Origin of the sequence: Streptomyces sp. NPDC059816, from assembly GCF_042732055.1 — a bacterium.
Lineage (GTDB): Bacteria > Actinomycetota > Actinomycetes > Streptomycetales > Streptomycetaceae > Streptomyces.
In genome coordinates this window covers 80301-97205 of record NZ_JBHWIQ010000020.1, presented here as the reverse complement: position 1 = coordinate 97205, position 16905 = coordinate 80301, and the positions used below count along the sequence as shown (strand labels likewise).

The 16905-nt window shown below is 75.6% G+C and carries 15 protein-coding genes; 12 read left to right on the top strand and 3 right to left on the bottom strand.

Annotated elements, in window-relative coordinates:
* The first annotated feature begins 41 nt into the window (after positions 1-41).
* From fmt to ACFV88_RS25260, 3 genes are all read left to right on the top strand, one after another.
* Positions 42-974 (top strand): methionyl-tRNA formyltransferase, encoded by a 933-nt coding sequence (fmt, locus tag ACFV88_RS25270; protein WP_385494166.1) that lies wholly within the window; start codon positions 42-44, stop codon positions 972-974.
* Between the two features lie 149 nt (positions 975-1123).
* Positions 1124-2569, top strand: coding sequence for an RsmB/NOP family class I SAM-dependent RNA methyltransferase (locus ACFV88_RS25265; protein WP_385494165.1), 1446 nt, complete (start codon positions 1124-1126; stop codon positions 2567-2569).
* Positions 2570-2684: 115 nt separating this feature from the next.
* Positions 2685-3557, top strand: a complete 873-nt coding sequence (locus ACFV88_RS25260) for an alpha/beta fold hydrolase (RefSeq protein ID WP_385494164.1) — start codon at positions 2685-2687, stop codon at positions 3555-3557.
* A gap of 19 nt (positions 3558-3576) precedes the next feature.
* Here ACFV88_RS25260 and ACFV88_RS25255 read toward each other — a convergent pair whose 3' ends face one another.
* Positions 3577-4275, bottom strand: coding sequence for an HD domain-containing protein (locus tag ACFV88_RS25255; protein ID WP_385494163.1), 699 nt, complete (start codon positions 4273-4275; stop codon positions 3577-3579).
* 132 nt (positions 4276-4407) lie between these two features.
* On the opposite strand from ACFV88_RS25255, the gene rpe reads away from it, so the two are divergent.
* From rpe to ACFV88_RS25235, 4 genes are all read left to right on the top strand, one after another.
* Positions 4408-5094 carry a ribulose-phosphate 3-epimerase gene (gene rpe / locus ACFV88_RS25250; protein ID WP_385494162.1) on the top strand — a complete coding sequence of 229 codons (687 nt, stop codon included), beginning with the start codon at positions 4408-4410 and terminating at the stop codon, positions 5092-5094.
* A 90-nt stretch (positions 5095-5184) separates the two neighbouring features.
* Positions 5185-6228 (top strand): sugar-binding transcriptional regulator, encoded by a 1044-nt coding sequence (locus ACFV88_RS25245; protein WP_385494161.1) that lies wholly within the window; start codon positions 5185-5187, stop codon positions 6226-6228.
* A 181-nt stretch (positions 6229-6409) separates the two neighbouring features.
* Entirely contained in the window at positions 6410-7900 is a 1491-nt protein-coding gene (locus tag ACFV88_RS25240) for an SDR family oxidoreductase (protein ID WP_385494208.1), read from the top strand.
* A 488-nt stretch (positions 7901-8388) separates the two neighbouring features.
* Positions 8389-9762, top strand: a complete 1374-nt coding sequence (locus tag ACFV88_RS25235; RefSeq protein WP_385494159.1) for a cryptochrome/photolyase family protein — start codon at positions 8389-8391, stop codon at positions 9760-9762.
* A 22-nt stretch (positions 9763-9784) separates the two neighbouring features.
* On the opposite strand, the gene ACFV88_RS25230 is transcribed toward ACFV88_RS25235, so the two are convergent.
* Both ACFV88_RS25230 and ACFV88_RS25225 read right to left on the bottom strand, forming a co-directional pair.
* Positions 9785-10048 carry a hypothetical protein gene (locus ACFV88_RS25230; protein ID WP_385494158.1) on the bottom strand — a complete coding sequence of 88 codons (264 nt, stop codon included), beginning with the start codon at positions 10046-10048 and terminating at the stop codon, positions 9785-9787.
* Between the two features lie 57 nt (positions 10049-10105).
* Entirely contained in the window at positions 10106-10729 is a 624-nt protein-coding gene (locus ACFV88_RS25225) for a sigma-70 family RNA polymerase sigma factor (RefSeq protein ID WP_385494207.1), read from the bottom strand.
* Positions 10730-10903: 174 nt separating this feature from the next.
* On the opposite strand from ACFV88_RS25225, the gene ACFV88_RS25220 reads away from it, so the two are divergent.
* The 5 genes from ACFV88_RS25220 to ACFV88_RS25200 all read left to right on the top strand — a co-directional run bounded on the left by ACFV88_RS25220 (position 10904) and on the right by ACFV88_RS25200 (position 16901).
* Positions 10904-11935: a MerR family transcriptional regulator gene (locus tag ACFV88_RS25220; RefSeq protein ID WP_385494157.1), complete on the top strand. Its 1032-nt coding sequence runs from the start codon at positions 10904-10906 to the stop codon at positions 11933-11935.
* A gap of 194 nt (positions 11936-12129) precedes the next feature.
* Positions 12130-13371 carry a polyprenyl synthetase family protein gene (locus ACFV88_RS25215; protein WP_385494156.1) on the top strand — a complete coding sequence of 414 codons (1242 nt, stop codon included), beginning with the start codon at positions 12130-12132 and terminating at the stop codon, positions 13369-13371.
* The gene (locus ACFV88_RS25210) at positions 13368-14891 is read left to right on the top strand and encodes a phytoene desaturase (protein WP_385494155.1); all 1524 of its coding nucleotides are present in this window, start codon (positions 13368-13370) and stop codon (positions 14889-14891) included. Before ACFV88_RS25215 ends, ACFV88_RS25210 begins: the two co-directional genes overlap by 4 nt.
* On the top strand, positions 14878-15897 hold the full coding sequence (locus ACFV88_RS25205) for a phytoene/squalene synthase family protein (protein ID WP_385494154.1): 1020 nt from the start codon (positions 14878-14880) through the stop codon (positions 15895-15897). The genes ACFV88_RS25210 and ACFV88_RS25205 overlap by 14 nt, the downstream gene beginning before the upstream one ends.
* Complete coding sequence (locus ACFV88_RS25200) at positions 15894-16901, top strand: DUF5914 domain-containing protein (protein ID WP_385494153.1); 1008 nt, start codon at positions 15894-15896, stop codon at positions 16899-16901. Before ACFV88_RS25205 ends, ACFV88_RS25200 begins: the two co-directional genes overlap by 4 nt.
* The last annotated feature ends 4 nt before the right edge of the window (positions 16902-16905 follow it).

Sequence of the window (16905 nt, the reverse complement as noted above, 5' to 3'; positions counted from 1 at the left end):
GTGCACGCAGAGAACCCCGCCCGAGAGGCCGAACGCCACCGATGAAGCTCGTCTTCGCAGGCACCCCCGAGGTCGCCGTCCCCGCCCTTGACGCCCTGATCGCCTCCGACCGGCACGAGGTGGCCGCCGTCGTCACCCGCCCCGACGCCCCCGCAGGACGGGGCCGCCGACTGGTCGCGAGCCCCGTCGCCGAGCGAGCCGAGGAGGCCGGGATCGAAGTGCTGAAGCCGGTCAGGCCCCGGGACGAGGACTTCCTCGCCCGGCTACGGGAGATCGCCCCCGACTGCTGCCCGGTCGTCGCCTACGGTGCCCTGCTGCCCCGGGTGGCCCTGGACGTCCCCGCCCGCGGCTGGGTCAACCTGCACTTCTCGCTGCTGCCCGCCTGGCGCGGCGCGGCCCCCGTCCAGCACGCGGTCATGGCGGGCGACGAGATCACCGGCGCCTCGACCTTCCTCATCGAGGAGGGCCTCGACTCGGGACCCGTGTACGGCACGGTCACCGAGCGGGTGCGGCCCACCGACACCAGCGGTGACCTCCTCACCCGACTCGCCTTCGCGGGCAGCGGACTGCTCGCCGCGACCATGGACGGCATCGCCGACGGCGCCCTCCAGGCCGTGCCGCAGCCCGCCGACGGGGTCAGCCTCGCGCCGAAGATCACCGTCGAGGACGCCCGGGTCGACTGGACGGCCCCCGCCCTGCGGGTGGACCGGGTGGTCCGCGGCTGCACCCCCGCCCCCGGGGCCTGGACCGTCTTCCGGGGCGAACGCCTCAAGCTCATCCAGGTAGCCCTCGCGCCCGACCGGGCCGACCTCGCCCCCGGGGACCTCGCCGTCGGCAAGAACAGCGTGCACGTCGGCAGCGGCTCGCACGCCGTGGAACTGCTGTGGGTCCAGGCCCAGGGCAAGAAGCCGATGCGGGCCGCCGACTGGGCCCGGGGCGCCCGGATCGCGGCGGGGGAGCGGCTCGACGCCTGACCGGCCCCCCACCCGGGCCCGTCACCCCGGCGGTGCGGGCCCGGTGCGCGACGTAGGCTGGACCGGGCGACCCCGTCGACGTGCACTTTCCCCGGTCGCCCCACCCGTTCCTCCCTTTCCGTTCGTCCCCTTCTCCGGAGCACCTTTTCGTGAACGATCAGCGGCGCAGGCCGACGCAGTCCCCCTCCCAGCGCTCGGGCCGGCCCTACCGGCGACCGCAGAAGGACCCCGTGCGCATCCTCGCCTTCGACGCGCTGCGCGCCGTCGACGAGCGGGACGCCTACGCCAACCTGGTGCTGCCCCCCTTGCTGCGCAAGGCCCGGGAGCAGGGCGACTTCGACCACCGGGACGCGGCGCTCGCCACCGAGCTGGTGTACGGCACGCTGCGCCGCCAGGGCACCTACGACGCCGTGCTGGCCCAGTGCGTCGACCGGCCCCTGCGCGAGGTCGACCCGCCCGTGTTGGACGTCCTGAGCTTGGGCGCGCACCAACTCCTCGGCACCCGCATCCCCACGCACGCCGCGGTGTCGGCCTCGGTGGAGCTGGCCCGGGTCGTCCTGGGTGACGGCCGGGCGAAGTTCGTCAACGCGGTGCTGCGCAAGGTCGCCCAGCACGATCTGGACGGCTGGCTGGAGCGGGTCGCGCCGCCGTACGACGAGGACCCCGAGGACCACCTCGCCGTCGTCCACTCCCACCCGCGCTGGGTGGTGTCGGCGCTCTGGGACTCCCTGGGCGGGGGCCGGGCCGGCATCGAGGACCTGCTGGAAGCCGACAACGAACGTCCCGAGGTCACCCTCGTCGCCCGGCCCGGCCGGATCGACGTCGAGGACCTGCGCTCGGGGCTGGCCGCGGAAGGGGCCGTGGCGGGCCGCTGGTCGCCGTACGCGGTACGGCTCACCGAGGGCGGGGAGCCCGGCGCGCTGGAGGCCGTCCGGGAGGGCCGGGCCGGAGTGCAGGACGAGGGCAGCCAACTCGTCGCGCTCGCCCTGGCCAACGCACCGGTCGACGGCCGGGACGAGAAGTGGCTCGACGGGTGTGCCGGACCGGGTGGCAAGGCGGCCCTGCTCGCCGGGCTCGCGGCCGAGCGGGGCGCCGTGCTCGTCGCCGCCGAGAAACTGCCGCACCGGGCCGGTCTGGTGGCCCGTTCACTCGCCGGGAATCCGGGTCCCTACCAGGTGATCACCGCCGACGGCACCCGGCCGCCGTGGCGACCCGGCAGCTTCGACCGGGTCCTCGTGGACGTGCCCTGCACCGGGCTCGGTGCGCTGCGCCGCCGTCCGGAGGCCCGGTGGCGGCGCCGCCCGGAGGACCTGGCCGGGTTCGCGCCCCTGCAACGCGCGCTGTTGGAACGGGCGTTGGAGTCGGTACGGGTCGGCGGGGTCGTCGGGTACGCGACCTGTTCGCCGCACCTCGCGGAGACCCGTGCGGTGGTGGACGACGTGCTGCGCGGTGCCGGCACGGACGCCGAACTCATCGACGCCCGCCCGCTGGTGCCCGGCGTGCCGAGCATCGGTGAGGGGCCCGACGTCCAGTTGTGGCCGCACCTGCACGGCACCGACGCGATGTACCTGGCTCTGATCCGCCGCACCGGCTGACCCCACGACGCCCCCCTTCCCGAGCACTGCGCACGGGAAGGGGGGCGTCGCGTGATCCCTATGCGATACGATACGTCTCGTCTTGCAGGGTGGGGCGCAGCGCAGTGGAGGAACGATGAGTGAACGCTTCGTCGACGTGGCACCCGGGGTGCGGTTGTGGACGCAGCAGCGGGGGCCCGCAGACGCCCCCGCCCTGCTGCTGGTCATGGGCGCGGGGGCGTCCGGGCTGGGCTGGCCGGACGCGCTGGTGGACCTGCTGGCGACCCGGCACCGGGTGATCCGCTACGACCACCGCGACACCGGTCGCTCCACCTGGTCGTTCGACGAGGACCCCTACCCCCTCACCGCGCTGGCCGAGGACGCCGTCCGGATCCTCGACGCCCTCGGGGTCGCCCGAGCGCACGTCGTCGGCATGTCGTTGGGCGGCATGCTCACCCAGCTGCTCCTCGCCGACCACCCCGACCGGTTGCTGAGCGCCACCCTGATCGGCACCGGCGCCCTCAGCGAGCTGCCCTACACGCACCCCGACGGCACCCGGACGCCCCCGGAGGAGCTTCCCGCCGTCGCCCCCGAGGTGTTGGAGGCGTGGTCCCGCCCGGCGGAGCAGCGGGGCCTGGAGGCGGAGCTGGACCAGCGCGTCGAGCACTGGCGGCTCCTGGGCGGCGACCTCCTCCCGTTCGACCCGGAGTACAGCCGCGACCTGGAACGCAAGGTCATCGCCCACACCGGGCACCACACCCCCAGCACCGCCCACGCCCGGGCCGACTACGCCGGCATGGTCCGCACCGAGCAGCTCGCCCGGAACGCCGTGCCCACCCTCGCCGTCGTCGCCCCGGCCGAACCGGTCTACCCGCCGCCGCACGCCCACCACCTGGGTCAGGTGATCCGGGGGACACGCGTGGTGGAGGTCCCCGGCATGGGGCACGCGCTCCCGCGCCCGGTGCACGCTCCCCTCGCCGCGGCGATCCTGGAGCACACCGACCGCTGAGGCGCGCGCCCCGGCGCGGTCACTCGGGCCACGGCGAGCCCTGGATGACCTCCACGAAGTCGCCGGGCGTGAAACCGGGCACGAAGTGGCGCAGCACGTCCGCCTTGACGTTGCCGAAGGTCGTTTCCGGTTTCGGCGCGATGCCCTCGGTGAACGCCCGGAGGATCTCCCGCTTGAAGCCGGGCCGCGGGTGGGCGGCGGTCACCGCGTCCCGGACCGCGTCCGGCAGGTCCTGGTAGCCGAGGCCCAGGACGTCGTACTCGACCCCGGCCGTGACCAGGGCGACCTCGGGTTCCAGGTGCTCCGGGATGCCGGGGGTGGTGTGCAGGGCGATCGCCGTCCAGACGCGGCGCACGCTGTCCTCGGGGAGTCCGTATCCGCGCAGGAAGTCACGGGCCGCGTCGGCGCCGTCCACTTCGAAGCGACGGCCGCTGGACCGGTACGCCTCGCCCAACCCGATGTCGTGGAACATCGCCGCGACGTAGAGCAGCTCCGGATCGAAGCCCAGCCCGCGGCGGGCCGCCTGGAGCGCACCGAAGAAGTACACCCGGCGGGAGTGGTGGTAGATGAGGTCGTCGGTGGTGTCCCGGACCAGTTCCGTCGCCGCGGCCGCGACCGGGGTGTCCGGAACGCGCACCCCGGCCACCTCCCCGGGTGCGTCCTGCCCGTCCTGCCCGCCGTATCCGCGGTGCCCGTCGTGTTCCTGCGCGTTCGTCATCCCGTTCGCTCCCTGGGTCCGGGGTCGTGGGCCGTCGGGCCGGACGGCCCGACGGCCGGGTCCGGCGCCGGGCGGGCCGTCCCGGAACGGACCGGGGCGAACAACCGCCGCCCGGCATGGCAGTCTTGGACCATGGCCGTGCAGATCAATCCCAGTATTCTCTCCGCAGACTTCGCCCGCCTCGCCGACGAGGCCCGTGCGGTGGACGGCGCCGACTGGCTCCACGTCGACGTGATGGACAACCACTTCGTCCCCAACCTCACCTTGGGCGTTCCCGTCGTGGAATCCCTGGCGCGGGCCACGGACATCCCGCTCGACTGCCACCTCATGATCGAGGAGCCCGACCGCTGGGCCCCGCAGTACGTGGAGGCGGGCGCGGGGTCCGTCACCTTCCACGCGGAGGCCGCGGCGGCGCCCGTGCGGCTGGCCCGCGAGATCCGGGCCAAGGGCGCCCGCGCGTCCATGGCCCTCAAACCGGCCACCCCCGTCGAGCCCTACGAGGACCTCCTCCCGGAACTCGACATGCTGCTGATCATGACCGTCGAGCCAGGCTTCGGGGGGCAGTCGTTCCTCGACATCATGCTGCCCAAGATCCGACGCACCCGGCAGCTGATCGCCAAGCACGGGCTTGAGCTGTGGCTCCAGATCGACGGCGGAGTCTCGGCCACCACCATCGAGCGCTGTGCCGAGGCCGGAGCGGACGTCTTCGTCGCGGGCTCCGCCGTCTACGGCGCCGATGACCCCGCGGACGCCGTACGCGGACTGCGCACCCTGGCGGAGTCGGCCATCGCCGGGGGCGCCCGGTCGTGCGACCACTGAGCCACCGGTACGTGAAGGGCGTTTCATCCGAGCTGATCGGTCGGGCCGCATCTGCGAGGATGAACCGCGAAACCCAGGTCGTGAGCAGAAGTGAACAGCAGTGAGGAGATCGCCTTGACTGGCTTCTCGGCGGGCCGATCGGCCATGCGGATGGGACCCGCTGAGCTGGTGCAGGCCGCCGCCATGGCGCGCCGTTTCTACCTGGAGGGCAAGTCCAAGATCCAGATCGCTGAGGAGTTCGGCGTCAGCCGCTTCAAAGTGGCGCGGGTCCTGGAGACCGCCCTCGAACGGGACCTCGTGCGGATCGAGATCCGGGTGCCCGCCGAACTGGACGCGGAGCGCTCCGACGCGCTGCGCGCCCGCTACGGCCTGCGGCACGCCGTGGTCGTCGAGTCGCCCGACGAGGCCGAGGAGTCGCCCGACCCGGAGAACCTCGGCGAGGTCGCCGCCGACCTCCTCGGCGAACTGGTGGCGGAGGGGGACGTCCTCGGACTCGCCTGGGGGCGCTCGACCATCCACATGGCCGCCGCCCTCGACCGGCTGCCGCAGTGCACGGTCGTCCAGCTGACCGGCGTCTACGACGCGGGGACGGCGGAGCGGGGCTCCGTCGAGGCGGTCCGCCGGGCCGCGCAGGTATCCGGCGGCGACGCCCACCCGATCTACGCACCGATGCTGCTGCCCGACGCGGCCACCGCCACCGCGCTGCGGAACCAGACCGGGATCGCGCGCGCGTTCGATTACTTCGACAAGGTGACCGTCGCCTGCGTCTCCATCGGCTCCTGGGAGCCCGGGATCTCCACCGTGCACGACATGCTCACCGACGAGGAGCGCGGACACTACGCCTCGCTCGGCGTCGCCGCGGAGATGTCCGCCCACCTGTTCGACTCGGACGGGCGGCGGGTCGGCCGCGACCTGGGGGAGCGGTGCATCACCGTCGAGACGGACCGCCTCCGACGGATCCCCGAGGTCATAGCGATCGCCGGCGGACGGCGGAAGGCCGCTGCGATCGACGCCGTGCTGCGTTCCGGACTGGTCACCAGCCTGGTGACCGACACCGCCGCCGCCGACCTGCTGATGGCGGCGGGCGGCCCGCCGTCGCCGGCACTGGACCGCCGGGACCCCGACAGCGAGTGACCCCGGGGCACGGGCGCCCGTCGCGCACACCGCCGACGAGGGCCCGCGCCCCTTTCGGGGGCGCTCCGGTGGGTGACCTGCCGCGCGGCGTGGTGGGCTGGTCGCACCGCACCCACGGCCGGTGCATCCACGAGGGGTGCCCGGGGCGAAGCCGGGGTGAGGTCGGGAGGTCACCGTGGCGGTGCGCAGTCTGGTCACCGGGGCCAGCGGATACATCGGGGGACGACTCGTGCCCGAGTTGCTCGACGCCGGGCACCGGGTGCGCTGCATGGCCCGCGACCCCGCCGTGCTGCGCGACCACCCCTGGGCGGACCGGGTGGAACCGGTCCGGGCGGACGTCACCGACCCCGACACCCTGACCGCCGCACTGCGCGATGTCGACATCGCCTACTACCTGGTCCACACCATGGGCAGCGGCTCCCGGTTCGAACGCACCGACCGTGACGCGGCCCGCGCCTTCGGCGAACGGGCCCGCGCGGCCGGCGTCCGCCGCATCGTCTACCTCGGCGGCCTCACCCCCGCCGGGGTCCCGGACCACGCGCTCTCGCCGCACCTGCGCTCCCGCGCCGAGGTCGGCCGCATCCTGCTGGACTCCGGCGTCCCCACGACGGTGCTCCGGGCCGCCGTCATCATCGGCTCCGGCTCCGCCTCCTTCGAGATGCTGCGCTACCTGACCGAGCGCCTCCCGGTCATGGTCACCCCCAGCTGGGTCAGCACCCGGGTCCAACCCATCGCCGTCCGGGACGTCCTGCGGTACCTCGTGGGCAGCGCCGAGATGCCCGACGACGTCAACCGCGCCTTCGACCTCGGCGGGCCGGACATCATGACGTACCGCGAGATGATGACCCGGTACGCGGCCGTCGCCGGACTCCCGCACCGGCTCATCCTGCCGGTGCCCATGCTGTCGCCGGGACTGTCCAGCCACTGGATCGGGCTGGTCACCCCCGTCCCCCGGACCATCGCCAGGCCGCTCGCCGAGTCGCTGCGCCACGAGGTCGTCCGACAGGACCACGACATCACCCGGTACGTGACCGACCCCCCGGGGCACCCGCTGCCCTTCGACACCGCACTCACCCTGGCGCTGCGCCGGGTCCGCGAGGCCGACGTGGTGACCCGCTGGTCGTCCGCCGCGACGCCCGGCGTGCCCAGCGACCCCCTGCCCACCGACCCCGACTGGGCCGGCGGCAGCCTCTACACGGACCGGCGCGAGACCGCGGTCGACGCCTCGTCCGCCGAGCTGTGGCGGGTCGTCGAGGGCATCGGCGGGGACAACGGTTGGTACTCCTTCCCGCTGGCCTGGGCGGTACGCGGCTGGCTGGACCGGCTGGTCGGCGGCGTCGGACTCAGCCGGGGCCGCCGGGACGCGGCTCGGCTGCGCGCCGGCGACTCCCTCGACTTCTGGCGGGTGGAGGCGATCGAACCGGGCCGGCTGCTCAGGCTGCGCGCCGAGATGCGGCTGCCCGGGCTCGCCTGGCTGGAGATGACCGTCGACCGCACCGACGACGGGCGCGCCCGCTACCGGCAGCGCGCCCTGTTCCACCCGCACGGGCTCCTCGGGCACCTGTACTGGTGGAGCGTCTCGCCGTTCCACGCCCTGGTCTTCGGCGGCATGGTCCGCAACATCGCCCGCACCGCCGAGCGTGGTCAGCGGCGCGCGGGCGCCGGCGGGTAGGGCGGCCCCGATGCGCCGCGCCCTGTACAGGGCCCTCCGGCCGGATCCTCCCCGCGGGTCGTGGGTGGTTGCTCGCGCAGTTCCTCGCGCCCCTGAGGGGCCCTCCGGCTGGACCCTCCCGGGGCGACCTGTGCGGGTGGTCGGAGGGCGGCCTCGATGCGTCGTGCCTCGCAGGGGGTCCTCTGGTCGGATCTTCCCTGCGGGTCGTGGGTGGTTGCTCGCGCAGTTCCTCGCGCCCCTGAGGGGCCCTCCGGCTGGACCCCTCCCGGGGGCGACCACCACAGCGGGCCGGATCAGGGGCGCGGGGAACTGCGCAACGCACCAGCGCACGCCGGCCGAACAACGCACCTGCACGGGAACGCACCCGAAGGGGGCCGAACAACGCACCCGCACAGCAACGCACCCGAAGGGCAGCGCGGAGTGCATCCGACGCCCGCCCGCGCACCGAACCGGGCGTGTCCGACCAGCCCCGACCGAGGAGCGGCGCCATGACCGTGTCCGTCGTCCTGTTCACCTCCGACCTGCGGGTGCACGACCACCCCCCGCTGCGTGCCGCGCTCGACGCGGGGAGGCGGATCGTGCCGCTCTTCGTACAGGACCCGGGGGTGACCGGGGCCGGCTTCGCGGCGCCCAACCGGCGGGCGTTCCTCGCCGACTGCCTGGCGGACCTCGACGCCGCGCTGCGCCACCGGGGCGGACGACTGGTCGTGCGCACCGGTGATCCGGTGACCGTCGTGCGCGCGGTGATGACCGAGACGGGCGCCCGCGAGGTCCACCTCGCGGCGGGCGTCAGCGGTTACGCCGCCCGTCGGGAGCACCGGCTCGCCACGGCGGTACGGGAGGCGGGCGGGCAGCTGACGGCGCACGACGCGGTCATCACCGCGCTCCCGCCGGGCGCCGTCACACCCCAGGGCTCGGACCACTTCGCGGTCTTCACCCCGTACCACCGCCGTTGGGCCGCCGAGCAGTTGCGGCAACCGCTCGGCGCGCCCCGCAGCATCCGGGTGCCCGAGGAGGTCGGTTCGGAACCCCTGCCCGAGCGGGCGGACGCCGAGGACGTGTCCCCCGGGCTCGCCCGGGGCGGGGAGCGCACCGGACGGGAACGGGCCACCCGCTGGCTCGGGCGGCGGCTCACCGGCTACGAGGAGGGGCACGACGACCTGGCGGGCGACCTGACCTCACGGCTCTCCCCGCACCTGCACTTCGGGACGCTGTCCGCCAGCGAACTGGTCCACCGGGCCCGGGCGGCCGGCGGGCCCGGCGCGGACGCCTTCGTACGGCAACTGTGCTGGCGGGACTTCCACCACCAGGTGCTCGCGGCCCGCCCGCACACCTCGACCGCCGACTACCGGACCCGGCACGACCGCTGGCGGACCGGCCCGGACGCCGAGCGGGACACCGCGGCCTGGCGGGCGGGCCGCACCGGCTACCCGGTCGTCGACGCGGCGATGCGTCAGCTCCGGCACGAGGGCTGGATGCACAACCGGGGGCGGCTGCTCGCGGCCAGCTTCCTCACCAAGACCCTCTACGTCGACTGGCGGGTCGGCGCCCGGCACTTCCTGGACCTGCTCGTCGACGGGGACCTCGCCAACAACCAGCTCAACTGGCAGTGGGCCGCCGGAACCGGTACCGACACCCGTCCCGGCCGGGTGCTGAACCCGGTGCGTCAGGGCCGGCGTCTCGACCCCGACGGCAGCTACGTACGGCGCTGGGTGCCCGAACTCGCGGAGCTCGCCGGCCCGAAGGTGCACGAACCGTGGAAGCTGACGGGCGCCGAGCGGGCCCGGTACGACTACCCGGAGCCGATCGTGGAACTGTCCGAGGGGCTGACCCGGTTCCGGGCCGCCCGGGCCGATGCCTGACGCCGACCCGCGGGCCGCTGGTTCACTCCTCGCGGTCGACCTCGTCGGCGATCCGCCGCCACACCCCGGGCGGCACGGGCGTCAGCTCCGGATCGAGCGGTTCACCCGCGGACAGCGCCGCCACCACCCGCCGCAGGGCGGCGAGTTCGGCGCGGCACGGGGCGCAGTGCACCAGATGGGCGTGGAGGTCGGCCCGGTGGCCGGGCGCTTCCTCGGGGGCGTCCGGGTCGGCTGCGTGCCGCAGGGCCAGTTCCACCAGTTCGGCGCAGTGCGGATGCCGGGTCACCGCTCACCTCCGGGACGGTCCGTGGGCCATCGGGGGCGCGGCCGGGACGGCCCCGCCTCACGCCGCACGCTCCGGCGGCGGGACCACGCCCGGGGCGGCGTCCCCCAGACAGCCGCGCAACCGGTGCAGACCCCGCCGCACATGGCTCTTGACCGTGCCCAGCGGCAATCCGGTGCGCCGGGCGATCTGGGACTGCGTCAGGTCCTCGTAGAAGGCCAGGCACAGCAGGTCCCGCTGCACCGGGGTCAGTCCGCGCAGGGCCTGGGCCACCAGGACCCGGTCGAGCACGGCCTCCGGGTCGGCGCACGGCGCGGGCCGCTCGGTCGCCACGGTCGCCGCCGCGGCCACCAGGACACCCCGACGGGTCCGCGCGGACAGGGCGTCGGCGATCTTGCGACGGGTGATGCCCACGATCCACGCGGCCAGCGGTCCACGCGCGGGCCGGTAGCCCGCCCGGCCCCGCCACACCGCCAGGAACACCTGCTGGGTGACGTCCTCGGCCTCCCGGGCGTCGCCGAGCGAGCGGTTGGCGAGGGTGTGCACCAACGGACCCCACCGCCGGTAGGCGGCGGCCAGGGCGTCCGGATCGCCGCCGAGCAGCGCCACCGACACCTCCTCCTCCCACCGGGTCTCCTCGGCGGGGGCGCTCGGTCCGGGCGCGGGCGGTGCAACGGTGGTCACCACGGTGTGACTCCTCGGGCTCGCGGGGGAGGGGACGGCGGTACGGAGGACCGGCGGTACGGAACGACCGGGGGACCGCCCCGGAACGGACGAACCGCCTGAACCGACCCTCCGGTCCGGCGCCCCGAGGGCGCAACACGCATCGTTTGTGCGTCGGTCTCCTAGGCTGGGCCGATGCCGTCGTCGTCCCCGTTTCCCCACCAGCGCCCGGCCCCGGAGCGTCCACCGGCCGAAGCCGCCCTCACCACCGGCGCCGTGGCCCGCAGACTCGGCGTGGCGCCGACCACCCTGCGCTCCTGGGACCGCCGCTACGGCATCGGACCCGCGCACCACCAGGACGGTCGGCACCGCCGCTGGTCCCCCGCGGACATCGCCGTGCTGGAGACCATGTGCCGCCTCACCGCCTCGGGCGTCCCGCCCGCCGAGGCGGCCCGGGCCGCCTCCGCCGCCCCGGACCCCGTACCCGACCCCCGAGCCGCCCGCCCCGACCACCCCACCGGGACGCCCGCCGGCGTACGACCCCCGCGCCCGGGCAACCACGGGGCACTGCCGCTCGGCCGGGTCCGGGCCGAGTGCCGGGGCCTCGCCCGGGCCGCCGTCCGCCTCGACTCCACCGCCGTCGACGCCGTGCTCCGCTCCGCCCTCGCCGAACACGGCCTGGTCACCGCCTGGAACGAGGTCATGATGCCCGCGCTGCGGGCCGTCGGACGCAAGTGGGAGTCCTCCGGCGAACGGTACGTCGAGGTCGAACACCTGCTGTCCTGGCACATCTCCTCGGCGCTGCGCCGGGCCCCCGCAGCCCCGCCCGGCAGCGAACGCCCCGGGGCCCCCGTGATCGTCGCCTGCGCGCCGGGCGAGCTGCACACCCTGCCCCTGGAGGCGCTCACGGCGGGCCTCACCGAACGCGGCGTTCCGGTGCGGATGTTCGGCGGCGCGGTGCCCGCCGACGCCCTCGACGAGGCCGTGCGCCGCGCGGGACCCGCGGCCGTCGTCCTGTGGTCCCAGTCCCGCACCACCGCCGACCGCACGCTCGTGCGGCACCTCGGCGCGACGACCTGGGGCGTGCGGGGCGCCCGTCGCGGCGCCACGGTCCTCGCGGCGGGCCCCGGTTGGGCGGGCCCCCCGCTGCCCGGCGCGGTCCGCCCCACCAGCCTCGCCGAGGCGCTGCGCCTGCTGGACGGACTGTACGACCCGCCGCCCGGGTAGCGGGCGGCGCCGCGCTGGTCCGGTGGTGTGGAAGCGGGCGGACACCCGGTGGTGTCCCGGCCGTGCCGGCGGCCCGGCTGGTAGGCCGGGTAACCGTCCCGGCCGCACCGAGCGGGGCGCCCCGCATCCAAAAGCGTGCCCCGTCGCGAACCGGTTCCGGGAGTCAGCCGAACCACGCGACGAGAGGGGGCGCGATGCGCCGCACCGCCGCCCAGGACCACCCCGGCGCAAGGCCGCCAGCGGGGCGGGCCCCGCTGCGCGAACCCCCGCCGCGCGAACCGGTCGTGCGCCGCCACCCGCCGTCCCCGCCCGACCGCGCCCGGCGGACCGACGCCGACGTGCCCGCCGAGGTCGGTCGGGTCCTCGCGGACCTACTCGCGCAGCGGCAACGGGAATCCGCGCTCATCGACGCCGTCTTCGCCGAGGACATCGCCGCGCGGACCGTCCGCTTCACCCTGGACGGCGGCAAGCGACTGCGGTCACAGTTCCTGTGGTGGGCCCTGCGGTCCTGCGGCGCTCCCGTCGACGCCGTCGCCCCCGCCCTCCGGATCGCCGCCGGACTCGAACTCCTCCAGACCTGTGCCCTCGTCCACGACGACCTGATGGACGGTTCCCCGCTGCGCCGGGGCCGCCCCGCCGTCCACACCGCGCTGCGCGACCGCTACGGACCCGGGGCGCGGCACGCCGGCGCCGACTTCGGGACCAGCGCCGCCGTCCTCGTCGGCGACCTCGCGCTGGCCTGGGCCGACGACGTGGTCGCCGAGACCGACCTGCCACCCGACGTACGGGGCCCGGTCCGTGCCCAGTGGCGTGCGCTGCGCACCGAGATGGTGGCCGGCCAGTACCTCGACCTGCACGGACAGGTCACCGGCGCCCGTTCCCGCGCCCAGGCCCTGCGGGTGGCCCGGCTGAAGAGCGCCCTGTACACGGTGGAACGGCCGCTCGCCCTCGGGGCCGCCCTCGCCGGGGCCGGCGACGAGGTCACCCGGGCCCTGTGCGCGGCGGGCCGCTGCGCCGGCATCGCCTTCCAACTCCGTGACGACCTGCTCGGCACCTTCGGCGACCCCGCCGACACCGGCAAGCCCTCCGGCGAGGACATCCGCGAGGGCAAGCCGACCTATCTGACGGCCGTCGGCCGGGCCCGCGCCGAAGCGTGCGGGGACCGGGCCGCGGTGTCCGTGCTCGACGCCGCGCTCGGCGCCCCCGACCTCAGCGCCGCCGACCTGCAACGGGTCCGGACGACCCTCGTCATGACCGGCGCCCGTGACGTCGTCGAAGCACGCATCGACCACCTCGCCGAACTGGCCCGCCGCCACCTGGCGACCGCGGAACCCGCCGGTTCCCCCGGGGCACTCGCGCACCTGGGACGGCTGCTGACCGCCGTCGCCCGCGGTGAACGGCCCTCGACCCACCCCAGCGAAGGAGCCCCCCGATGAGAACCCTTGCAGGGCCCACCGACCACGTGGTGGTGGTCGGGGCCGGGCTCGCCGGACTCTCCGCCGCACTGCACCTGCTCGGCGCGGGCCGCCGGGTCACCCTCGTCGAGCGGGACACCGGACCGGGCGGTCGAGCGGGGCTGCTGCACCGGTCCGGCTACCGGATCGACACCGGTCCGACCGTGCTCACCATGCCCGAACTGATGGCGGAACCCTTCGCCGCCGTCGGCGAGGACCTGACCGACCGGCTCGACCTGGTCCCGCTGCACCCCGCCTACCGGGCCCGGTTCGCCGACGGCTCCAGCCTCGACGTGCACACCCGGGCCGATGCCATGGAAGCCGAAGTCCACCGCTTCGCGGGCGCCCGCGAAGCCCTCGGGTACCGGCGGCTGCGGGCCTGGCTCACCGAGCTGTACCAGGTGCAGATGCGGCGGTTCATCGACACCGACTTCGACTCCCCGTTCGGCCTGCTGCACCCCGACCTCGCCCGGCTCGCGGCCCTCGGCGGCTTCGGCCGACTGGACGCCCGCATCGGCCGGTTCCTCTCCGACGAACGGCTGCGGCGGGTCTTCTCCTTCCAGTCGCTGTACGCCGGGGTGCCGCCCGCCCGGGCGCTCGCCGCCTACGCCGTCATCGCCTACATGGACACCGTCGCCGGGGTGTACTTCCCGCGCGGCGGGGTCCACGCGCTGCCCCGGGCGATGGCCGACGCGGCGGCCGACGCGGGCGCCACCCTGCGCTACGGCAGTACGGTGACCCGGCTGGAACGCCGCGGCGAACGGATCACCGCCGTGCACACCGAACACGAGCGCATCGCCTGCGACGCGGTCGTCCTCACCCCCGACCTGCCCGTCGCCTACCGCCTGTTGGGCCGCGCCCCGCGCCGCCCCCAGCGGCTGCGCCACGCACCGTCCGCCGTGGTCCTGCACACCGGGACGGACCGCACCTGGCCGGACCTCGCCCACCACACGATCTCCTTCGGCGCCGCCTGGCGGGAGACCTTCCGCGAACTCACCACCGGGCGGCTGATGACCGACCCGTCGCTGCTCATCACCCGGCCCACCGCCACCGACCCCTCCCTGGCCCCGCCCGGCCGCCATCTGCACTACGTGCTCGCGCCCTGCCCCAACACCGACCTCGGGCCCGGGGCCCGGGAGTGGCGCACGCTCGGTCCCCGCTACCGGGACTCCCTGCTCCGGGTGCTGGAACGCCGCCACCTGCCCGGGCTCGCCGCCGCGATCGAGGAGGAGTGCCTGGTCACCCCGCTCGACTGGACGGCGGCCGGACACGCGGCCGGCGGACCGTTCGCGGTGGCGCACACCTTCGCGCAGACCGGCCCGTTCCGCCCCCGCAACCTGGTGTCGGGCACCACCAACGCCGTACTCGCCGGCTGCGGCACCACCCCCGGCGTGGGCGTGCCGACGGTCCTCATCTCCGGCAAGCTCGCCGCCGCCCGCATCACCGGCCGCCGTACCGCCCGCCCCCGCCCCAGGAGGGTCAGCGCCCATGACGGACCGTGAACTCGACGCGGCCGGGATCAGCGACCCCGCCCTGCGCGCCGACTACACGCACTGCCGTCGGCTCAACGCCCGGCACGGCCGAACCTACTTCCTCGCCACCCGACTGCTGCCCGCCGCCCGACGGCCCGCCGTGCACGCCCTCTACGGCTTCGCCCGGCACGCCGACGACATCGTCGACGACCTCGGCGCGGACGCCGGCCCCGAGGCCCGGGCTGCCGGCCCCGAGGCCCGGGCTGCCGCCCTCGACGCACTGCACCGGCGGCTCACCGCCCAACTCCGCGGCGAACCCACCGCGGAGCCGGTGGTGCGGGCCCTCGCCGACACCGCCGCCCGGTACGCCGTCGAACCCGCCCTGTTCACCGACTTCATGACCGCCATGCGCGACGACCTCACCGTCACCGACTACCCCCACTACGCCGAACTGCGTCGCTACATGCACGGTTCCGCCGCCGTCATCGGCCTCCAGATGCTGCCCGTCCTCGGCACCGTCGTGCCCCGCGCCGAGGCCGCCCCGTACGCGGCGGACCTCGGGGTCGCCTTCCAGCTCACCAACTTCCTGCGCGACGTCGGCGAGGACCTGGACCGGGGCCGGGTCTACCTGCCGGCGGACCTCCTCGCCGCGCACGGCGTCGACCGGGACCTGTTGGAGTGGAGCCGCCGCACCGGACGCCGCGATCCCGCGATCACCGCCGCCCTGATCGCCGCGGCCCGCCTCACCCGTGAGGTCTACGCCCGGGCGGCCCCGGGCATCGACCTCCTCGAACCCGTCTCCCGGCCCTGCGTGCGGACCGCCTTCGTGCTCTACGGGGCGATCCTCGACGCCGTCGCCGACGACGGGTACGCGGTGCTGCACCGGCGGGCCGTGGTGGGCCGCGGCCGGCGGGCGGCGGTCGCCGCACGGGGGCTGACCAGCGCGTTCCTCGCCCGCCTCGCCCACCGCGACGCCTGCGGTCCACCACCGCCACCGTCGCCCCGGCCCTCCACCACCACCGGCAGGGTCCGATGACCCCCCGCCGACCGTACGTACCGCTGCGGCTGCGGCGCGCCCCGGTGCCCTGGGAACGACAGCGGCCCACCTGGTCGGAGGCGAAGCCGGCGGTGATCGCCCGCGCCCTCGCCCGCGCCCAGGAGCGCCCCACCGGGAACTGGTACGTCGTCGGGGGGAGCCGCGAGCTGACGGCGGACCGGCCGCTGGGGCGGACCGTGGCCGGGGTCGAACTGGTGCTGTGGCGGGACGCGGCCGGCGCGGCGGTGGCCGGGCCCGGGGCCTGCCCGCACCTCGGAGCGCCGCTGCGGCAGAGCCCGGTGCGGTGCGGGACGCTGGTGTGCCACTGGCACGGACTCGCCCTGGACGGCAGGCCGTTCGCCGGGTGGGCGCCGTACCCGGCCCACGACGACGGAGTCCTCGTCTGGGTGCGGCTCAACCGCCCCGGGGGTGAGGAGCCCACCGAACTCCCCCCGGTGCCCCCGCGACCGGAGGCGACGCGGGCAGTGGACGCGGTGTGCCTGGCGGTGGGGCGCTGCGAACCGGAGGACGTCGTCGCCAATCGCCTCGACCCCTGGCACGGGGCGTGGTTCCACCCCTACTCGTTCGTCGACCTGAACGTGGTCAGCGCCCCCGGGGACACCGCGGGGGACGACGACGCGTTCGTGGTGGACGTGTCCTTCAAGGTCGCCGGGCGGGTCGTGGTGCCCGTGCGGGCCGAGTTCACCGCGCCCGGACCACGGACCGTGGTGATGCGCATCGTGACCGGAGAGGGGGCCGGGTCGGTGGTGGAGACCCACGCCACGCCGGTGACGGCGGGCGGCGGCGCGGGGCGGGGGCCGCGGACCGCCGTCGTGGAGGCGGTGCTCGCGGCCTCCGACCGGGGCGGCTTCGCGGTGGCCCGGGGGCTGGCGCCCCTGGTGCGGCCCGTGATGCGCCGGGCCGCGGAGCGGCTGTGGCGGGACGACCTCGCCTACGCCGAACGGCGCTGGGAGCTGCGGGCCGCGGGCCGGTTCCCCGGCTGACCAC